This is a genomic window from Huijunlia imazamoxiresistens, assembly GCF_037132455.1.
GTDB lineage: Bacteria > Bacteroidota > Bacteroidia > Chitinophagales > Chitinophagaceae > Flavisolibacter > Flavisolibacter imazamoxiresistens.
In genome coordinates, this window is sequence record NZ_JBBBEI010000023.1 from 14,261 (window position 1) to 33,196 (window position 18,936).

Annotated in this window: 20 protein-coding genes and 1 pseudogene; 6 read left to right on the plus strand and 15 right to left on the minus strand. The window is 50.1% G+C overall.

Translation table 11 applies throughout. The features are described from left to right. The first annotated feature begins 92 nt into the window (after positions 1 to 92). The 5 genes and pseudogenes from V9K67_RS21330 (at position 93) to V9K67_RS21350 (ending at position 4,842) form a co-directional block, all read left to right on the plus strand. Complete coding sequence (locus tag V9K67_RS21330; protein ID WP_336726031.1) at positions 93 to 1,355, plus strand: site-specific integrase; 1,263 nt, start codon at positions 93 to 95, stop codon at positions 1,353 to 1,355. A 46-nt stretch (positions 1,356 to 1,401) separates the two neighbouring features. After that, entirely contained in the window at positions 1,402 to 2,331 is a 930-nt protein-coding gene (locus tag V9K67_RS21335) for a tyrosine-type recombinase/integrase (RefSeq protein WP_336726033.1), read from the plus strand. After that, positions 2,318 to 3,331 (plus strand): site-specific integrase, encoded by a 1,014-nt coding sequence (locus V9K67_RS21340; protein WP_336726035.1) that lies wholly within the window; start codon positions 2,318 to 2,320, stop codon positions 3,329 to 3,331. Before V9K67_RS21335 ends, V9K67_RS21340 begins: the two co-directional genes overlap by 14 nt. A gap of 137 nt (positions 3,332 to 3,468) precedes the next feature. Beyond that, positions 3,469 to 3,618, plus strand: a pseudogene (locus V9K67_RS21345) (JAB domain-containing protein); the annotation flags it as partial. Positions 3,619 to 3,945: 327 nt separating this feature from the next. Continuing rightward, positions 3,946 to 4,842 carry a hypothetical protein gene (locus V9K67_RS21350; protein ID WP_336726037.1) on the plus strand — a complete coding sequence of 299 codons (897 nt, stop codon included), beginning with the start codon at positions 3,946 to 3,948 and terminating at the stop codon, positions 4,840 to 4,842. Between the two features lie 357 nt (positions 4,843 to 5,199). On the opposite strand, the gene V9K67_RS21355 is transcribed toward V9K67_RS21350, so the two are convergent. The 7 genes from V9K67_RS21355 to V9K67_RS21385 all read right to left on the minus strand — a co-directional run bounded on the left by V9K67_RS21355 (position 5,200) and on the right by V9K67_RS21385 (position 9,691). After that, positions 5,200 to 6,285, minus strand: coding sequence for an NHL repeat-containing protein (locus tag V9K67_RS21355; protein WP_336726039.1), 1,086 nt, complete (start codon positions 6,283 to 6,285; stop codon positions 5,200 to 5,202). 84 nt (positions 6,286 to 6,369) lie between these two features. After that, positions 6,370 to 6,633, minus strand: coding sequence for a hypothetical protein (locus tag V9K67_RS21360; protein WP_336726041.1), 264 nt, complete (start codon positions 6,631 to 6,633; stop codon positions 6,370 to 6,372). Between the two features lie 290 nt (positions 6,634 to 6,923). Then, positions 6,924 to 7,481 carry a hypothetical protein gene (locus V9K67_RS21365; protein ID WP_336726043.1) on the minus strand — a complete coding sequence of 186 codons (558 nt, stop codon included), beginning with the start codon at positions 7,479 to 7,481 and terminating at the stop codon, positions 6,924 to 6,926. Between the two features lie 159 nt (positions 7,482 to 7,640). Next, positions 7,641 to 8,246, minus strand: coding sequence for a hypothetical protein (locus V9K67_RS21370; RefSeq protein WP_336726045.1), 606 nt, complete (start codon positions 8,244 to 8,246; stop codon positions 7,641 to 7,643). Further along, positions 8,243 to 8,713, minus strand: coding sequence for a hypothetical protein (locus V9K67_RS21375; protein WP_336726046.1), 471 nt, complete (start codon positions 8,711 to 8,713; stop codon positions 8,243 to 8,245). The genes V9K67_RS21370 and V9K67_RS21375 overlap by 4 nt, the downstream gene beginning before the upstream one ends. Positions 8,714 to 8,715: 2 nt before the next feature. Beyond that, positions 8,716 to 9,411: a porin family protein gene (locus V9K67_RS21380; protein ID WP_336726047.1), complete on the minus strand. Its 696-nt coding sequence runs from the start codon at positions 9,409 to 9,411 to the stop codon at positions 8,716 to 8,718. Between the two features lie 4 nt (positions 9,412 to 9,415). Further along, positions 9,416 to 9,691 (minus strand): hypothetical protein, encoded by a 276-nt coding sequence (locus V9K67_RS21385; RefSeq protein ID WP_336726049.1) that lies wholly within the window; start codon positions 9,689 to 9,691, stop codon positions 9,416 to 9,418. A gap of 169 nt (positions 9,692 to 9,860) precedes the next feature. Between V9K67_RS21385 and V9K67_RS21390 the strand changes: the two genes are divergently transcribed. Next, positions 9,861 to 10,211, plus strand: a complete 351-nt coding sequence (locus V9K67_RS21390; RefSeq protein ID WP_336726050.1) for a hypothetical protein — start codon at positions 9,861 to 9,863, stop codon at positions 10,209 to 10,211. Between the two features lie 89 nt (positions 10,212 to 10,300). Here the strand turns inward: V9K67_RS21390 and V9K67_RS21395 are convergent, their stop codons facing one another. The 8 genes from V9K67_RS21395 to V9K67_RS21430 are packed head-to-tail and all read right to left on the minus strand — an operon-like array spanning position 10,301 to position 18,913. Continuing rightward, positions 10,301 to 11,080 carry a lytic transglycosylase domain-containing protein gene (locus V9K67_RS21395; protein ID WP_336726051.1) on the minus strand — a complete coding sequence of 260 codons (780 nt, stop codon included), beginning with the start codon at positions 11,078 to 11,080 and terminating at the stop codon, positions 10,301 to 10,303. 6 nt (positions 11,081 to 11,086) lie between these two features. After that, entirely contained in the window at positions 11,087 to 12,259 is a 1,173-nt protein-coding gene (traM, locus tag V9K67_RS21400) for a conjugative transposon protein TraM (protein WP_336726052.1), read from the minus strand. Position 12,260: 1 nt separating this feature from the next. Beyond that, positions 12,261 to 13,202, minus strand: a complete 942-nt coding sequence (locus V9K67_RS21405; protein ID WP_336726053.1) for a DUF4138 domain-containing protein — start codon at positions 13,200 to 13,202, stop codon at positions 12,261 to 12,263. Then, positions 13,168 to 13,800 carry a hypothetical protein gene (locus V9K67_RS21410; protein WP_336726054.1) on the minus strand — a complete coding sequence of 211 codons (633 nt, stop codon included), beginning with the start codon at positions 13,798 to 13,800 and terminating at the stop codon, positions 13,168 to 13,170. The genes V9K67_RS21405 and V9K67_RS21410 overlap by 35 nt, the downstream gene beginning before the upstream one ends. An 8-nt stretch (positions 13,801 to 13,808) precedes the next feature. Then, positions 13,809 to 14,513 (minus strand): hypothetical protein, encoded by a 705-nt coding sequence (locus tag V9K67_RS21415; RefSeq protein ID WP_336726056.1) that lies wholly within the window; start codon positions 14,511 to 14,513, stop codon positions 13,809 to 13,811. 31 nt (positions 14,514 to 14,544) lie between these two features. Further along, the gene (locus V9K67_RS21420; protein WP_336726057.1) at positions 14,545 to 15,570 is read right to left on the minus strand and encodes a hypothetical protein; all 1,026 of its coding nucleotides are present in this window, start codon (positions 15,568 to 15,570) and stop codon (positions 14,545 to 14,547) included. 12 nt (positions 15,571 to 15,582) lie between these two features. After that, positions 15,583 to 16,176 (minus strand): hypothetical protein, encoded by a 594-nt coding sequence (locus tag V9K67_RS21425; RefSeq protein WP_336726059.1) that lies wholly within the window; start codon positions 16,174 to 16,176, stop codon positions 15,583 to 15,585. A 43-nt stretch (positions 16,177 to 16,219) separates the two neighbouring features. Then, positions 16,220 to 18,913, minus strand: a complete 2,694-nt coding sequence (locus V9K67_RS21430) for a TraG/VirB4 family ATPase (RefSeq protein WP_336726061.1) — start codon at positions 18,911 to 18,913, stop codon at positions 16,220 to 16,222. Positions 18,914 to 18,936 lie beyond the last annotated feature (23 nt).

Genomic DNA, 18,936 nt, shown 5'->3' on the forward strand with positions numbered 1-18,936 from the left:
ATGCTTACATCCTTGTAAACCAGCCTGTTCTATTGAATTTTTGAAATAAAAGTTCTAATTACCAGCGTTTTTCACATTTAAATATTTTGTTTATGGACAAACAAATTAATTCATTGATTGTGAATGCTGCGGATCACCTTAAGTCAAAGCTCTTTTTTTCAATAAAAACTGTAGGGACTTACAAGGCAAACTGGCGACGGATTAGGAACTTTATGGACTCCAAGGACATTGAGTATTATTCCTTAGAAGTAGAGGGAAAGGTCCTGCGTCACTTCTTTGGGAATCGTGGTATCAAAGAACTTACCTCCTATGAAAAGCATTTATATAATGCTATTAAAATGCTGACGGAGTTCCAGCAGACTGAGCAAATTGACTTAGCGCCGCGTATTGAAAAAAGGCTAAGGATATTTAACGGACCTATTGGCAAGGCTATTCAACATTTCCTTGACTACAAAAGAATAGAGGAAAGAATGTCTGCAGAGGGTATTCGAAGCTATCGGTATAACCTTTTTCATTTTTTTAGGTACTGCAATAGGAAGGGGCTTCACGCCATTGAAGAAGTGAATTTGCCTTTAATCCTTCAATACCTAAACGATCTGGATATCAGTAAAAAATCCAATATGGGCATTTTACTGCCAGCACTTCGCGGCTTAATAAAGTACGCCTTCAACCATAAACTATTAGCAGTAGACTTTTCCGGAAACCTTCCAAAATACAGATCGGTCACTCAGCCGAAGTTACCGTCTACCTATTCAACAGAAGAAATAGAAAAGTTGATCTCGTCAGTAAATCGCTCCAGCGCAAAGGGAAAACGAGACTTTGCCATTATTCTTATTGCAGCCAGGCTCGGTCTTAGAGCCTCAGATATCGCCAGGCTGAAGTTTGAAAGCTTGCACTGGGATACCTCCACCCTGGAAATAAATCAAGCTAAAACAGGCAAAGAATTGATCCTCCCTTTGTTGCCGGACGTGGGTAATGCAATCATTGATTACTTAAAATACGGCCGGCCTCAATCTGAAGAACCGTATGTATTTTTAACAGAAAGGCCTCCTCGTGGCCCTTTTTCTTCAAGCAATGTTATCACCCATGTGGTTCAAAGAGCATTTAAAAGAGCAGGCATTGATACCCGAGAAAGAAGATTTGGGCCGCACAGCCTGAGGCACAGCCTGGGTGCCAGACTACTGGAAAAAAACACTATTCTTCCAGTAATTTCTGAAGTATTAGGACATGAAAATACGGAATCAACCAGGTTTTACCTTCGAATAGATCTCAACTCGATGAAGCAATGCATGCTTGATGTGCCCCCTGTAGCCAACGGTTTTTATGAGCAGAAAGGAGGGGCTTTTTATGAATAGGACTTATAACAGTATCTATGGGCTGCATATAAATCAGTTCATCGAGATGAAAAGGAAACTAGGGTTTAAGTATACCACAGGAGCCATAATATTAGGTAAGATTGACCGGTTGGCAGAGAAGGAAGGAGAAGTATCTCCTGGCATTACCAAGCAGTTTGCGCAAAAGTGGTGCAAAAAGCAGCCGGAAGAAACGGAACTTTACCACCATGGAAGAGTAAGGCATATGGCAATGTTTTCTGCTTATTTATGCGACTTGGGCATCTCCTCTTATATACCTAAACTTCCACCTTATCCCCGGACAACATTCTATCCTTATATCTATTCTCAAAAAGAGATTGATGCCCTGTTTAAGGCCTGTGATGAATTAGTATTAAATAAACGGGCAATGAAAAGCTGCCTGTTTTCTATGCCAACACTGCTTAGGTTGCTGTACAGTACCGGACTACGCATCAGCGAAGCTTTAGCTCTAACGAATCAGGACGTTAATCTGGAGGAAAATTATTTGCGTGTCAAGGACTGCAAAAATGGCAAGCAGCGAATCATACCGATATCAAACTCCCTGGTATCGGTTTGTAAAGAGTATGTCAGATACCGGGATCGACTCCCTATAAGAAAAACAAAATGGGGAAATTTCTTTGTCCGTCTTGACGGAAAGAAATGTGGTTTAGGAGTGCGGGATTGGTTTAAAATATGCTTGGAGAAAGCTGCCATTCAATGCACTGAAAAAAAGCGATGGCCGCGCATTCACGACTTGCGGCATACGTTTGCTGTCACCTCTTTGGCTAATATGGCCGAAGCCGGGATTGATCTTTATGCTTCACTACCCATTCTCTCAACATATCTGGGACATCAATCCTTAGGGGCCACCAATCATTATGTCCGGCTTACTGCGAACATGTTTCCGGATTTGGTTAAAGATGTTGATATGATCTGCCTCGATGTATTCCCTAAACCTAGAAGTTATGAAACCGACTGATTTTGCAAAGTATATCTCTGACTTTCTGTCAAGATACCTTCCCGACGAAAAGGGCGCAAGCGTTCATACTATTGCTTCCTATAGAGATACATTCGTCCTGCTACTGACCTTTGTCCAAGAGGAGAAGCACATAAAAATTGAAAAGCTTACCTTACAGAAAGTCCAAAAAGAGACGATCCTTGAATTTTTGGATTGGGTTGAAAAGAAAAGAAAATGCAGCCATTCAACACGAAACTCTCGACTGGCAGCCATTCACTCATTTTACAGGTATCTGCAAAGTGAATGTTTGGATTACATTCATGAATGCCAGAAGATTTTATCCATTAAATTTAAGAAAACACCTCAACAGAGCATTAGTTACCTTACTATTGAGGGAATGAAGCTGCTACTTGCGCAACCCGACACAACCACTTCAAAAGGAAGGCGCGACTTAACCCTGCTTGCACTTATGTACGATAGTGGCGCAAGGGTACAGGAAATTATTGATTTGACGCCTTCAATGCTCCGGCTCGATAACCCTCCAACCATTAAGATTATAGGGAAAGGAAATAAAACACGGTTGGTTCCCATGCTTGATGCACAAACCGATCATCTGAAAAACTACTTGAAGGAGCATCGGTTAAACGAGCCGTATGCTAATATGTATCCTCTGTTCTTTAACAGTAGGAAGGGAAAGCTTACTCGGGCAGGTATCAATCATATAGTCCAGAAATATTGTAAAGCGGCTCGGGATGTAAATAAGATTTTGATTCCTGAAAAGATTACCTGCCATTCCCTTAGGCATTCCAAGGCTATGCACCTACTTCAAGCAGGTGTGAACTTGGTATATATCCGCGATATATTAGGGCACGTATCCATTCAAACTACAGAGATCTATGCCAGGGCCGATTCCAAACAAAAACGAAAAGCCCTAGAGACAGCCTATGTTAAAGTGCTTCCTAATGAAGAGGCTATGTGGACCAAGGACAACAATTTAATTACCTGGCTAAAGCAGTTCTAAGATTATTATGTAAAGAAACGAAGGAGTGATAATAGGTAAGTTATTGATTTACTTATTGTTGCTCCTCTTTTCTTTACATAAACGGTTACTTTACATAATGCGAATTATGCAAAGTTTTACATAACTGCCATAACCACCCCTCGGGCGCGCTCCAGCCCAGCCACGCGGACCGGGAACTCACCGACAAAATCCGGGCGGCAGGAATGTGCCTGGATATCAAGGTGTTGGATCACCTGATCATCAGCAGCGAAGGCTACTACAGTTTCGCTGATGAAGGCCTGCTTTAAAAAGTAATAGCATCACCCGGCCTGGGTTGACTGGGTGATGTTTCTATATAGTATCTTTTTTACTTACAATGTGACTTTGCTAATGTTTACACGGTTTTTTTACAGTCTCGTTTTAATAAAGGTTGGTTATGATCCATTTTTAATGCTTTTTATTCTTTCACGGTTTTGCAAAACTGTAGGATGCGTGCTGTTCTTTTTTTGTATTAAAAGTAATTATATTTATAAATGTTTAGGATAACGGAAACGGTCAATGCCTGTTTTAATCGAGAAAAAATAGACTTCTTGTCTCTTTTTTGCTACGTTATATGCATATTTCCTATAGTTGGTATGATATACGTGGCCTTTCCTAAGCTTTTATACCGCTCTGATTTTCTCAGCCAGATATTTTTAGTCGTTTCTATTGTTTTGGTCATTTTATTCCTGCCCCATATGTTTATCAGCTGGGTTAAGAAGAAACATCTCTTATACGAGCCGGAAAACTATTTCGTTTTAATCCTGTTCGCAGTTTTCACAGCCGTGATTTTTGGCGTAATGAGTTTCAGTCTACAAAGTATAGACACTTCTACATACACTATTGATCCGGTATTGATCGAAAAGGAGCAAATAGCCTACCGAGAGAAAAATGAAAAAAGCCTACAAGAGGCGAGGATTACCCTGCAGAAAGTAAAAAATGTTTACGACTATATTAATTATCATAAAGCGCAACCACTTCAATTAGTAGAGAAGAGAGCACCTTGGTATTCTTTTACCCAATCTTATTTTTATCGGCTTGCTCAAGTAGATATTAAATTTTCAAAAACCGAAGGTAGTTCTCGAGGAGTTATTAGCATAGCCTACTATATGGAGTTTACCTTAGGGAAGGACCAAGTTGAAATTATTGCTTTGGAAAAGATAATTTCATATAAGCATTTTCCTTTAAAATTAGATGAAAATGCTGTTCCCATCCTGCTTTCCTATTTGGAAAAGCATATGAAGTGGATAGCTGATAATCAAGTTCACCAACATTTAGGAGATATTGCTAACATGGAGAGCAAAAAGTTCTCTCCGTCCATAGATAAATACCTGTATGATTCCATAATGCATATGCTGGGAAATAGCACAGGTTATTTCAAACCTTATTCCTTTTATGGAAGGATTATCGAAGTGCTGAAGACTTTATTTAAATTTTTCTATGTCAGCTATTTTGTTTCCTTTTTGGTTAAACGGTTTTCGATTAAACAATAGATGTTTGCTTTTTTGTCTGACCTGTCGACAGGCAAAAATATTATCAGAACTTTTGGACGATTTAGACGTGTAACAAATTTTAGGATAGAAGACCTTGGCCCGCATATCCTTTCTAATTGTAAAAATTATTGATAATCAGCAAAAACATGCAGTAAAGCGACATCGTAAGAAACGTGGCCATGGCCAGTTTGGTCCTTCCCCTGCGTTTGAACCACTCCCCCAGCCCGTAAAGTATAAAAACAAATAAAAGCTCGACTATGTATCCTATTACTTCCATTTATCCCGGTGTTCTTTCGTAACGCCCAAAAACACCGCCAGAAAATCAGGATATTCGCCTGCCTGGCCGGAAGGGGGCTCCTACTTTCTTTTGAGCTTCCATACGTAATGATCATTGCGTTCCACCCCAAAAAGATTACCCTTCGCGTCCATCGTTACCCCCGTCGCATACCGAAACAGGGCCGGTTCCCCGGCAAAATCTTCTACCTCCAGCGTGCTTACTTCTCCTGCAGCCGTGACCTTCCGTAAATAACCGTCATCGCCTACATACAGGTTTCCCCGGCTATCGATGGCTAGGCCTTCGGGCTGAATGAAGCGGGCAGCCTGTCCCTTTCCGTCCGCCAAACCCGAACCGCTCCCCCCGGCTAGGGTGGTCACTTCGCCGGCCGGCGTGATCTTCCGGATGCAGCGGTTGTCCCCATCCGCCAGAAATAGATTGCCGTCTCCATCTACTGCCACCTGCCGCGGCTGGTAAAACCGGGCCTCTTTCCCGGCTCCGTCCTTAAGCCCTGCCTCCCCGGTTCCTGCTAGGGTGGTGACCATACCGCCGGCGATTTTGCGGACCCGGTGGCGGAACCGCTCCACTACATAGATGGTGCCTTGCCAGTCCACCGCAAGGGCCGTAGGCATGAAAAAGCGGGCGGTGTCCGCTCTTCCGTCCGTATACCCGGCCTCCCCGTTTCCGGCAATCGTGTTGACTGTGCCGTCCGGGGTGATTTTCCGAATGCTGTGGTTCTCTCCATCCGCTACGTAGAGATTCCCCGCGGCATCCAAGGCGACATCCTGAGGCGCATTAAACCGTGCCGCCGTGCCCTTCCCGTCCCTGAAGCCCCAACTGATGACACCCCAGCCGTGTTCCAGGCTCCCGGCAAGGGTGCTGACCTCTCCTGCCGGCGTGATCCTGCGGATGCAGTCATTGCCCTCGTCTGCCACGATCACATTGCCGCCCGGGTCCACCACCGCTTCGCAGGGAAAAAAGAACCGGGCGCTCTTGCCTGCCGCGTCCCGGAATCCTGCGCTGTCGTAACCGGCCAGGGTATCGCGGACAAGGCCTTTTATAAGGTTTCCGCCATCGTCCGGGTCACCGCCTTCCTTATTGCAGGAAGAGATGCAGAGGGCGGCTGCAATCAGGGCCGCCAGAAAGGAGGGAAACAAGCTGTATTTCATAAACTCATTTTTTCCGTAAGCAAGCGTTCTGCTCCTCACCGGACCAGGGGGCAAAGTGCCATTTGCGACCGGCGGCAACGGGACTCATCCCCCGGTGCCCCGCAAAAAGTCGGGAAGCGCAATATTGTCCAGGTACGGTTCCAGTCTCCTGGTGTCGGCAAAGGGGTGCATGCTTTCAATGGCGTTCTCCCGGCGGTTGTATACCACCTCCACCCAGAATCCATATAAACCATAAAGCATCTGCCTGCGTTCCCCGGAAGTTGCCCGATCCTGGAGGAATTCTCCTTCCAGGAACAACAGTCTCCCCTGTTCGGCTTCGGATAGTGATGTAAATTCCTGGATTGTCATAAAGCGCCTTTTATACTTTTCTATAAAACTACTTTTATGGAAAAGTAGTTTTATAGTTTTATGATAACCATTTAGAAAACGAGCAATAGCATCTTTTTCGCGGCAGGATCATCTAATGCGTTGCTCCAAACACGCTTGGTAACATGCTCTTTATGGCATGTTACGTCGGCTTTCCGTTTTCGTTCCCTTTAGAAATTAACCTACCTTTCTATTAAAGATTATTTCCATTCTTGTAGACAGGTTCTGTTTTATTGAAAGAGATTGCTAAAGTGCGGGGAGGTTTCCTGAACTTATTTTTTGAATTCAAAGGCTTCCAACTCAGTTTTCTCGCCTATCCCCCAGTCATACGGTACAAAGCCTTTCGATTGAAAGCCTAATCTTTTTACCGCGCTCACCCGCTCCGGCACAGCTAAACAAAATGCAAACTTTATTTCAGAATTATCGGTAATAAACCGTCGTATGGCATGGTCAAGCAGGAGCATTACCTTCCCTGATCGAAAGCCCGGGTGGACGGCCGTCCTGCCGCAATAGGCAAAGGGAACATTTTGGGGTAATTCGAGTGGTGGCAAATCATCCTTCAACGCCTCAAGGTTTTGAATGATGGCTGCCCGTACTGACCCGATAATTTTTTTGTCCTCCTCCACAATCCAATGATACGTCGTTTCAAGCGGGTCTAAATGATCGAAGTACCCATTGGGAAATTTCTCCTTATTAATATATACCGAATAAGGCGAATCCTCATATGATAGTACTCTTAGATCGTAAATTTCCTGAAGCCTGCGCTTATCTGTCAGCAGTTTCGCTTCCAAAAAATCACTGTTGAAAGCCTGCGGCATTGAACTGTCCATAGTGCAAGTTTTTTCAAACTAAAAATATTAATAATATTTAAGAGTCTTGGCAAGTTTCTGACTTAAAACCGGAGCGCTGCCGCATAAAGAAGCCCGGAAGGGGTAAGCCTGCATTTGCCCATTATTTTACAATCGCCTGTTCGCTCCAAAGGTTTCCGGTTAATCAATGATGCAGGAAAACAATTGCTTCCAGGCCTCCGCGAAAAGCATGTCGTTCACAGGCCGCTCCTTGCGGTTCCAGATCTTTCGAAAGCCCAGGCGGGAAAGTACCCCGGCACTGTCGGCGAAGGAAACGACCGGCGCCACGGGATAAACCCTTCCCTTCCAGCCTTCCTCCAGCCCGGTAATGATCCCGCTTCCCTCGTGGTAAGGGACCACTACAATGTTGCCTACCCCGGTAAAGCTGTACAGGATTACCGTTTCCAGCCTGGCCCGGGTTTCCGAAAAGTTGCCCGGCGACGCGTAACATTCCACCGCCACATCAAAGGCAGCCTGGTAGATGCCGTCTTCGTTAAAGGCCGAAAGCACCTGGTTCTGCCGGACCAGGTAGCGGTATTTCATTCCCTGCGAGGGCCGGCCCTTCAGGTCATAGCAGTAGCCATAGACCGTTTCGGTCAGCAGCTGGATTTCCTCCTCCCCGAAGGTGGAAACCGGTACCTTCAAAAGGCCGCGTTCGTAATTGCGCCAGACCGCCTCCTCCAGGAACTGCCGGCCGTCGGTTGCCGTCCAGATCCGGGGGCCGCCTGTTTCCTTTTTCTTTTTCATCGCTGTCCCCCTTTTGATTTTTTATACCGGTTGCCGCTGTTGTCCTTCAGTGTGCTGTCACTCAGCCGGTAGTAGGTCCACCCCCGGTAACTGGGGGAAACGGCAACGCCCTCCGGCTGTCCCTCAAAGGAAAAAAAGTCGCTGCGGTAGTCGCCGAAAAGCTGTGCCTCTCTATAAACACCTCTGCCATCTGGAGCCATTTTAAAGCGAATCGCAGCCCCGCTGTCCTCCAAGATCCTACCATCAGGCATTTCGAATAAAGGGTAATAAACCCCTTCCCAGTTGCCGGAGACGCTGTTTTCCATGCCCCGGTCCTCCTTAAGAGAGGCAGGCAGGGAATCCGATATAAAATCCATTCCCAAATTGCCTTCCCCATTTGAAGGAGGGGCCGCCAGCGCCGGGTCCCCCTTTGCCTTACAGCCCCCTAAAAGCACGGCCATAAACACCAGCCAGTCAATTGCTTTCATGATTAGTAGTAATTGGTGATGATGTAGGTAAGGCCCACGGAAAACCCGGTAAACCGGAGCCGGTTTTCCGCCGTTCCAGCCGGCAGGTTGTTGCGCAGCGACAGCCGGTAGCTGCCTTCCAGCCGGAGGCCGCTGGCCAGTTCAACGCCCAGGCTCATCCCGGCGCCGGCATCCAGGCGGACCAGGTCGTTGCCCTGCCGCAGGAACTTCCCTGCCGTGTCTCTTTTCCAGCTGCGGCGCTCTTCCCCAAATGAAAGGGAGAACGTGCTGTCGGCCGCGCCGCCCAGGTACTTTTCTTTTCCCCCCAGCCCATAGCCCGCATAAGGGACCAGGGCCGCATACAGCCTGGTGCCGCCCCTGCCCAAGGCTACTTTCTTGGCCAGTCCCAATGAAAAAATGGTATGTGTCACCTGCAGCTTGTGTCGGCCGGTCACCTGGCTGCCGGTGTAAACCTGGTCCGTATAACCCCGCTGGGCCAGCTCCAGGGAAGGAACCACAAACGTCTCCCCGCTAACCCCGCAGGGGATCTCCCGCAACAACCCCAGGTAATAACCGGCCTGCGGGTAATGGAACTGCCGCACCGTCTGCAGGTGATGGAGCGCACTGCCTAGGGTCATTCCCCCTTTGATCCCCCAGGAGTTTTGGGCGCAAGCTGCGACCACCCCTAACAGCGCCGGCACCAAAACAAGCTTTTTCATCGTTTCACATTTTATATTTTAAATAATAGGAAGTCAGGAAAAAGACCAGAAAGCCCAGGAACCATTTGCCCCCTTTGCCGCGGGCACCCGCCACGCCTTTGCGCAGGAGGAACGATTTTTTCGCCGCCGCACTGCGGCAGGTGTAATAGCCCACCAGCAGGTACGAAAAATACAGCAGGCTGACGGCCAGCATAACCATGGAAAGCCGGAAGCACCAAAAGGCAAGCCCGTCCAATACCTCGGGGTTTTTAATCGATAACTTTGGATACAGCGTTTCCATGTGAAGACAACTTTTATGTAGTAAATGACTGGTCCTTACAGGGATTATATATTTTATATTTAATAAAAAGTTTTCTATGGAGCACGACAATGAAAGAAGTTCTTCTATGCTTCGCCATCTTGCTGTTCCGGTGGTTTGCTTTACCGGCATCATTTGCATCCTACTCGTGATGGGAAACCGTTTCGTACGGGAGAACCTCTGGATGCGGTTGATCCTGCTGGGCTACGTTTTCAGCATCCTGATTTATTTTGTTCTGTCCTACCGCCGGGAATTAAAGCCTGCCTTTACCGAGTGGATGCGTGGGCTGATCCGGCGCTACCACCCGGATACCCTTTTTCCCGGTGAGGAAGGCTACGAGGAAGCCTTGGACCAGTACCGCCAGCGGAAAGCCGAAAAGAAGAGAACTGCCACTGCGTCATCTACCCCCTCCGGGGAGCATAAGGAAAAAGAAGAAAGCAAGGAAGGCAAGGTCATTTCCATTTCCGATGATGACGACACCGCTAAAAAGGATTCCGAATAGCCTGGTCCTATGGGGCCAGGCAGACAACGACTCAAAGAACTTTACCCTGGAATAGGAAACCGGGCCTGGCCCAGGGTTCCTTTACGCTTCTACCGGTCCGGCTGATGCCAGCCACCGGCATCCAGCGTCAGCGTGTCCTGATCAAAGTAAACCGTCCGAAACCCTTGGTCCCCCTCTCCTGCAACTTCTGTTTTTGAAAAGCTACTATCGGCAGCCTGCAGTACCAGTGTCTCCCCACTACGGAAAAGGGCGCCATAGCGCGGATCAGTTTCGAAAAGGTGCTTGACCGCCACGATGCGGTACAGGTATTCGGCTGTTTCCCGGTTCAGCACCAGGCTGTAATAGTCCCGCGTGCCGCTCCGCCGGATAGCGGCGCCCAGGCTTCCTTCCCCGCAGTTAAATGCCGCTGCCGCCAGGTGCCAGCTGCCGAACATCCGGTAGAGCCTTTTTAAATAGGCACAGGCGCTATAAGTGCTCTTGATAAAATCGCTGCGCTCATCCCTACCGCCCTGCACCCGGAGGCCAAAAGCGGTGGCCGTCTGCGGCATGAACTGCCACATCCCCCGCGCGCCGGCCGGGGAAAGGGCAAAGACGTCCAGGGTGCTTTCCACCACCGGCACGTATTTAAAGTCTTCGGGTATTGCCTCGCGGGCCAGGATACGGGTCAAAATGGGAAAGACCTCCACCGCCAGCTGCTTGACACTGTCGATCCACGCCTGCTTTTTGTACCGCTTAATGAATTTATCCAGGGTGAAGACAACCGGGCCCCTTTCTACCGGCAGGCTTTCCCCGGCAAAACTGACCTGCGCCCCCAGGGGTGTCCCCTGGAGCACCAGCAGCACCGCCAAAAGGAAGGAGAGCTTTCTCATGCCTGGTTAGCGTTTACAACTTTCACAATAAGGCCGGAGGAGCACCTTATAGCCTTCCGGCACGTTGATTTTGAGGGGCTTTTGTCCCCCCGTTACCATCCTGGCCAGGGTGCGGCCAGTCCGGCTGATGGCGCCGGCCTTGCCCCCATCCGTGCTTTCCCGGGTGCCGTTCTCCACTTCCTGGTTGATCCCCTGCTTCACCGATGCCTTGAAGTTTTCCGCCCGTACCTGGCGTATGCTGACCGCATCGGGAATGTAAAGGCCGGACACCCCGTCCTGGTCATACAGCTGGAAGCCGATGTCATAGAGGATCCCGCCCACATAAACCGAAGGCACGACCACTTCAATACGGCTGTTGCTAATCCGGGCCCGGCCGGTGATCACCGAGTTTTTGGGGATGTTCACCCCGTTGACCACGATGGCCTCCTCCAGGCGGATCTGCACCAGCGAACCGCTGTAAACGTCCTGGCGCCGCATGATGGATCCCACAATGTTTTGCTTGTCCGCGTACACATCCCCGCCGGTGCTCTCCAGTACGTTGCCCTTTACGTCCTCTGCCCCCTTTTCCGCATCGCTGTACACAAAGGTTTGCCCGTTCACCGTTTTGGTAGCGGGGTTGCCCCGGCCATCGAAGGTGACGGACGTGAAACCTTCCGGTTTTTTCGTTTCTTCCACCTGCTGCTGAGGAGGGGCCGGCGGGGGTGCATATACGGGAACTTCCCTCCGGGGCGGTTCCTCCTCCTGCTGCTGCCCGGTGCCGTTATTTTGATTCTGGCGGTAAAACTCCTCCTGCGACATCTTCAATTGCTCCTTTAAGGTAGGTTCCAGGTATTGGGAGTCGCGGGCGCCTTCCCGTGGAGGGTTTCTCCTCTCCGGGCTTTCTTCTTCAGCCGGGGTAGTGAGCGGCCCCAGGTCCAGGTTCAGGGGTACGGCCCCGTTGTCCGCCTTCTTTTTTTCTTCTTCATAGGCCAGCGCCTTATTGGAGGAAACCGAATCGTACAGGTGCATTTTGTCCTTGGACGGGGGCGGCACATTCGTGTTCAGCGCTAGGTTCTCGTCCCTGCCCTTCGCCCGGCTGAGGAAGATGGAAAGGGCCAGAATCAGCACCAGAACGGATGCCCCCAGCACCACTATGGTCTTTCTGTCCACCGGCCGCCGGCCTGCTGGTTTCTTTTCCATATTAATAAGTTTGAAGGACCTGAAGGCTGCGGTTGAACACCTTTTGCCGCAATACCATCTCGTACTGGCGGCCCTTACTGTTCACCGAGCGCTCAAATAGCTTAATGTGCAGCTCCTCGTCCCGGCGCAGCGCGAACTTGCGCGTTGCATAGATGAGCCTTTTGCGGTCCCCGGAGAAGATCACCTTTGCATTAGTCGGGTCGGGGACGTACTTGGCATAGAAACGCTGGTCCGTTTCGTTTTTCTGGGCAGGCTTCACCGACTTCACCTCAAAGGACAGGTAATCGATGGGGAACTCGATTTTAGAGCGGTTTTCAAAACCCAGTACAAAGTAGAAGAAATCCTTATCCTGCAGGAAGTTTACCAGGGAAAGCATCCCGTACCCGTCCCCGAAGTTCACCCGCTTGACCTCCCTGCGTGCCTGGCGGACGGCACCAAAGGAAGCTGGCTGGAAGTCGCCTTGGTATTCGGAGGGGTTGGCTGCGTCCCGGACGAGTATTTCCGCTTCGCTGTAGGGTTTGGTTTTCAGCAGCTTGTTGAGGCTGTCGTGGCGACGGTCGGCTGCGGTCTTTTCCACGCCGGAGTACCGGCCGTTAAAAGAAAGGTCGATCTTATTGATCCGGTCTCCCTTACCGCCTACCCCATACTCAATGCGGAACTGCAGCACCGTGTCCTTCGTCGTGACCAGCATATTGGTAGCAGGGAAATTCTTCCGGACGGCTTTAAACATAACGATGCCCCCGGGATCCACGCTCCAAAGGAAGTCTCCGGTACTACCGCCCACGTTGATGCTTTTGGGCTTTACCCCGGTGAACTGGACATAGGTATTCATGCTTTTGATCACGTAGATGGTTTTGAAGTAGGAGGAATCCCTGGGAGTGGCCGCCGCCGCCAGGATCCAGCAGCAACTAATTAAAAATGCCGCGCTTTTTGGGTTCCACATAGTCGTCATTTTGGGTGATTACGAAATCAGAGATCATCATTCCATAGGGATTCAGCTCGGAATTGGACGTCTCGCTTACCCGGCAATGCCCGTTGAGGTACCGGCGCTGGATGTTTGTTTCCCGCTGCACCACCATCTTGGATTCGAAGACCACCGTGTATGGATAGGTGCTCATATCGGCCCGGATGCTTTCAATGTCCAGGTTGATGTTAAGGTTGCTGGTAACGATCTGGTTGAACCACTGCCTTTCCTTGTAGGCATTGTAGAGCTTTTTCCCGTCGTTGCCGATCAGGTTCAGCGCTTCCTCCGTACTTTTCTTGTAATTGCTCGGGTCCAAGGCAAAAAATTTGGTGAGGAACATGGCTACGTGCCCCTCCACCATTACCTTTTTGTCCCTGACTTTCTCCAGTCCGTATTCCTTGACGACAAACACCTGCCTGGCTTCCTTTACATAAAAGCTTTTCATCATGACCAGGCAAATGATAAAGCCGGCGGCAAGGGTGACGATCGACCAGAGCACCATTTTGCGGTAACCGCTCACCATCGTGTTGATGCCTGAAATCGTTCCTACTTCATGAAATCTTTGATTGGTGTCCATGGTGAAACTCAGTTTTTTGCCGAGAACTCAGGATTTTGCTTCAGTAGATCCTGAAACGCGGGATCATTATATAAAAAGTCATTTTCCTTATCGTAGCCATTGAACTCCTTGTCCGGAGGATAGGGCGCTCCAGTAGCTTTGCTCAATTCCCAATTTATCGTCGTGAGCCAAGGCTCTTTCTGGGTGACTGAGGGGGTGAATGGGGTGTACAGTTTTAGTACTTCGCCATCCAAGGAAACCGATCCAGACCGGTTGAATGTAGAGCTCTGCACCATTTGAAGGCGCCCGCCGGCAGAAATCAGATTTCCCCGACTGTGGCGATGCCGAGAAACACCCATTTCGTCCCAAGAGTAATACCGAAGCATATCCATGTTATAATCGCTGCTATCAAAAGGTAGGTGCTCATATATATGCTGAGCTGGTAGTTTACTTAAACTCACGATTATGGCCAGTTTCTTTCCATGGGAAATGGTGTACACGCTCGTATATTTTCCCTCAAAGCGCCTGTCCGACTTTTGGTAAATGTCCAAAGCCTTCTGCGCTACCTCCTTTGTTGAAAAGCTGCTTATTTTGGAAGCGGGATCACCTTTAATTTCCAAAACCTTTGATTCGTTTTCGGTGGGTGCGGAGGCCTCTGGCTTTTCGCTGCTGGCATCCTTACAGGAGCAGAGCTGGAAAACACTAATAATTAAAATAAAGATCAGGTTTCTCATGATATGCCTATTAGAGATGAATGATTTTGATTCAGGCTGCTTTGGGTACCCCGCCCATTATTCTGGTCGCGGCAGCAGTCACGGCGCCGGCAGCAGCGGTAAAGAAATTACCCCCATGGGAACCGCTGATAACTACATCCGCTATCTTGGGAACAAACAACTTTATGATCACCAGTCCCAGCTTCAGGGCCATCACCACCAGGCTCATTTGCTCTACGGCCGCATCCTTAGCGGCACCCGACTTCATGGCGCTGATCTGGTCATTCATGGACTTTATTGCAGCTGTGGCCCCATACGACGTATTCATCAGGTCAATGGCGGAAAGGATAAATACCCAAAGAGAAACCACCACTACGTATTTAAACCAGCCAATAGCCGACCCCTCCAGCGGTTGAAAGAAGGAAAAGGCAATGGCTATAGGACCCAGGGCGAACAAAATCTCGAGCAGGTACCGGGAAAGGATCACAAAGATCACATCCACCAGCAGGGACAACAGGTCGATCAGGAACGTAATAAAATAAAAGAACAGATTGGATAGCGACTTATAAAATGCACCCCCAGGATCCAGAAATACTTCCGCCAGGCCAATTTCGTGGGTGGCATTCTTTACCCCAGCATTGTCTTCAGATGGAGTATTAGCGGCCTTTTTCGCCCGCTCCTCTCTATTCGCCTCCGCCTGTTTGTTCGCCTTATCCATTTCCATGGACGTGCTTGTTCCATTGTTTTGTATGCGGTTTCCTACATCTTCCATTACTGCCATGGAAGGTGCCTGCAGGGCACTGAAAACAATCTTGGCAATCGGGGAATAGGAAAGTATCAGGCAGGACATGGCAATCAGCTTGACAATGAAGCCCCAGGCCATTCCCTGCCCGGTCATCATCCGGGCCGAGCCTACCGCATAGCTGATTAAAAAGCCGATGCCGGCCACCGCCAGCGCATAGCCCGTTACATGATGCATGATCCCGGAGGCCATCCCCCCTACCTCCCCTTGCGCGATCTTTTCCAAAAAGGGCATAAACGCCTGCGTGACAGGGCTGCCCGAATCGAGCACATACATGGCTTTCGGATTTTATTTGTTCGAAAAAGCTTTGTACAGGGAGTTGCGCAGGTCCTGCTTCATTTCAATGGTGGAGGTGGCAATATAGTCGTCTTCCACTTTTACCTTCAGCCGGTTGATCTTCCAAAGTGCTTCCTCCAGCTTCCCCAATGCCTTGTTTACCAGCTCGATGCGCTGAGAATAATCCAGGTTGTCCTTGCTCACAGCCATGGTAATATAGTTTACCCCATCCGCCATGATGCCACCCGCCACCCGGACCGTTTCATCGGCCTCCTTCCTGAAGTTCTGGTTCATGATGGCGCCGTCGCGCTGCACCCATCCTTTGATGTTGCCCATATTGTCTACGATTTCCTGGGACTTCTGCCAAAACTCTTTGGACCGTTTATAAGTTTTAATTGCTTCGTTTGACTTTTCCCAAGTGTTAGAAATCCATTTGGTCATCGCCCGCAGGTGGGTAATCTGGGCCGTAGCCTGGGTGGCCGCCTGGGTGGCATTGGTTACCAATTGAGCATAGCTCATTGGGTCGGAAACAATCACCTGTCCCCTCAGGGGCAGGGCAAAGAGGCTAAGCCCAAGAGCCAGAAAGGAAATCAGCACCTTTTTCATGGCAAAAGCGTTTTTGGTTCACTAATAATGTTTTGGAGCGCCCTTACCTTAAATCCTCATCGACAAAACCTTTTTGCCCGCGGTCCTCCAGTACCTGGTAGACCGACCGCTCCATATTTCCATTTTTATCGTAATGGCCATAGACGTCCCCCTTATCCCTGGCCGACGAGCTCAATACCAGGGCCTGCTCCGGGGAGACCTCGAAGCGGAAAGCCGTGGCCTTGGTGCCAAACTTGAAGAACACATCGCGGAAGCCGCTTTTGTCCTTCTGCAGGGAGTACAACAGATTGGTCTGGGCGTCGGAAAGCGAAAAGTAATCCTGGAGCACCGCCCTTTTATCCTGTTTCTGGACAGTGAGGATCTTGATGTCCGAGTTCCCGTTAATGGCATCGCCGATGCCGCTTTTGATGATGTCCTCGGCCTCCTGGGTGGCCACGCAGATGGCCCCGTCGTGCTTGCGGGCCGTTTTGTACATGTATTGCACAAAGGGCTTCATGCTGGAGGACAGCACCTTCCATACCTCGTCCATCAGCAGGTATACCTTACGGCCCTTCCGGGCAGCCGCCTTTTTCGAGTAAATCATCTTTTCGAGCACCACCTGCATGATGATCACGGAGGTGATCCCGAAGAGAAACTTATCGTTCTTGATGTACTCCAGTTCGAAAACCACAAAACGGGCATCAAAAATATCCGGGTTCTTTTCGCAATTCAGGATGTGGCGGAGGTGGCCATGGGCATAGATACCCAGCACGAGTTCAAAGCTCTCCAGGTCAAAATGCTTCGAGGTGACCCGGGGAAAGTGTTCTTTGAATTCACTGATCAAAAAGTTATAATACCCTGTAAATGAGGGGTAACCATACTTTTCGTTGCTACCCCTGCCCTCCCGTTCCTCGCGGGCCTGGCGGTTAAACCAGTCATAGTAAAAATCCACACTCTGCGTCAGCACCGAGTAGACCTCGCTGGAAAGGTCCTCATCGCCTCCCTTCCAGGCCATAAAAATCAGGGTCACAATAAAGTTGGCCGGGTCAATTTCGTGGTCCTCCCGGGGAATGCGCCAGTCGCCGTCTTCGCCCCTGATCGCTACCAAAAACGGATTGTACACCAGTGGCTTGGAGGCGGAGCTTTCCACCAGGTAGGCGTTCTTTCGTTCCATAAACTCCTGCAGCCCATAGCGGGCAAGGCGGTTCTCCTCGTCTTCCTCCAGCAACAGCAGCTTCTTGTAGGAAAAGCCGATATCCACGATGATCACGTCGATGAACTGGTACAAAAAGTAGGAAACCAGGTGCCCCAGCAAAAAACTCTTTCCCGCGCCGCTCGAGCCGATCACTACCTGGTTGCGGTTCTCAATGCCGGGGTAGTTCCAGATGTCCACCCATACCGGGGTGTTGAACCGGCGTTCCATGAAGGGCACACCCGTTATGGCAGAGCGTTGCAGATCCTCAAAGCACATCATGGAGGCTGCCCATTGGGACAGCCCCAGGGCCCGGCTGCCCTTCGGAATAGCGGAGGCAACACCCGGAGTCAGGGTAAAAAAATAGTTCATGGTCGCATAGGCGCACATGTTCATGCCGATATCCAGGGTAGCAAAGAGGTTCCGCAGGCGGCCGATGCGGCGGCTCCGCTCCCCTTCGGCCCCGCTGTCTGCGAGCAGCTGAACGGCGAATACCTGCTCCACCAGCCGGTACTCCGGGTGTTCGCTGATCAGGCGCAGCCCTTCCTCTATTCCTTTGAGCTTCGCTACGTTCCAGGAATTGCCGGCCGCCAGTGAGCGCATCTGCCGCTCACGCGCCTCCAGCCCCTCCCGTACTTTTTTCTGGTCCAGCGTATAAAAGATGTTGTGTACCAGGTGCGGGAAGTCCAGGCCATACACCAGCTGGTGGGCAAAGGATACCTCCACTTCCCCTATCCGGGCCAGAGAGTTCTTTTCATCAATGCGGGAGGTATGCAATTCGGTGGGATAGCCGTTATGGTTCATGACCGCGCAAAACAGCTGCTGGTCGCCAACGGTCATGCCGTCCTCATGATGGAACAGGTCCGACCGTTCACGGCTTTCTCCCTGCCAGCGGCCATTCAGGTACCGGTCGGCAATCACCCGGAATGCCTCTTCCGCGGTAAGGGGGGCAAACCCCAGGCGTTTAAAATCCTCGGTGAGCGCCCCACTCAGGGCCGCCATAAATTTTTCGCTTTCCCCGTACATCTCCCGGACCGCCCGGGCACTGTAATGATCCGGGTCGAAGGCCGGCTGGAAGTTCAGCAGGGAAAGCACCCCATGGAAATCACTGGCCGTCCTTGCGGGGTCCGCTACCCGGGTGAACACCACATAGCAGTCCACCTGCATGGCACTTCGGATCCCCACGTGGGCCGTGAACCAGCGGTCCATCAGGTTTTCCCGGTTCGACTGGACGCTGACGGCCCGGGGCGTGCAGAAATAAAGAAAGTGGATGACGTAATCCGCGGGGAAGATATTCAGGGACCGGGAAAGGGTGCTGACCAGGATCTCATAATCGGAGAAATCCAGGGAAAACACTTCCGGTAACTGTACCTTGTACATCAGCGACCAATCCCCGAACTTGTTGACAAACACATTTCCGTCATAGGAGGCGTTGGGAAGCAGAATGGGGCAGGCGTCCTCTATAGATACACTGCGGTATTTTTCCCGCTTCCCTTTCCCGGGAGCGGGCCCCGCAGGAGGAGCCGGCTCGTCGGCCGCTACGCCGTCCGTCGCCGGCAGGGGCACCGGGCTGCCGTTTATTTCCTCTT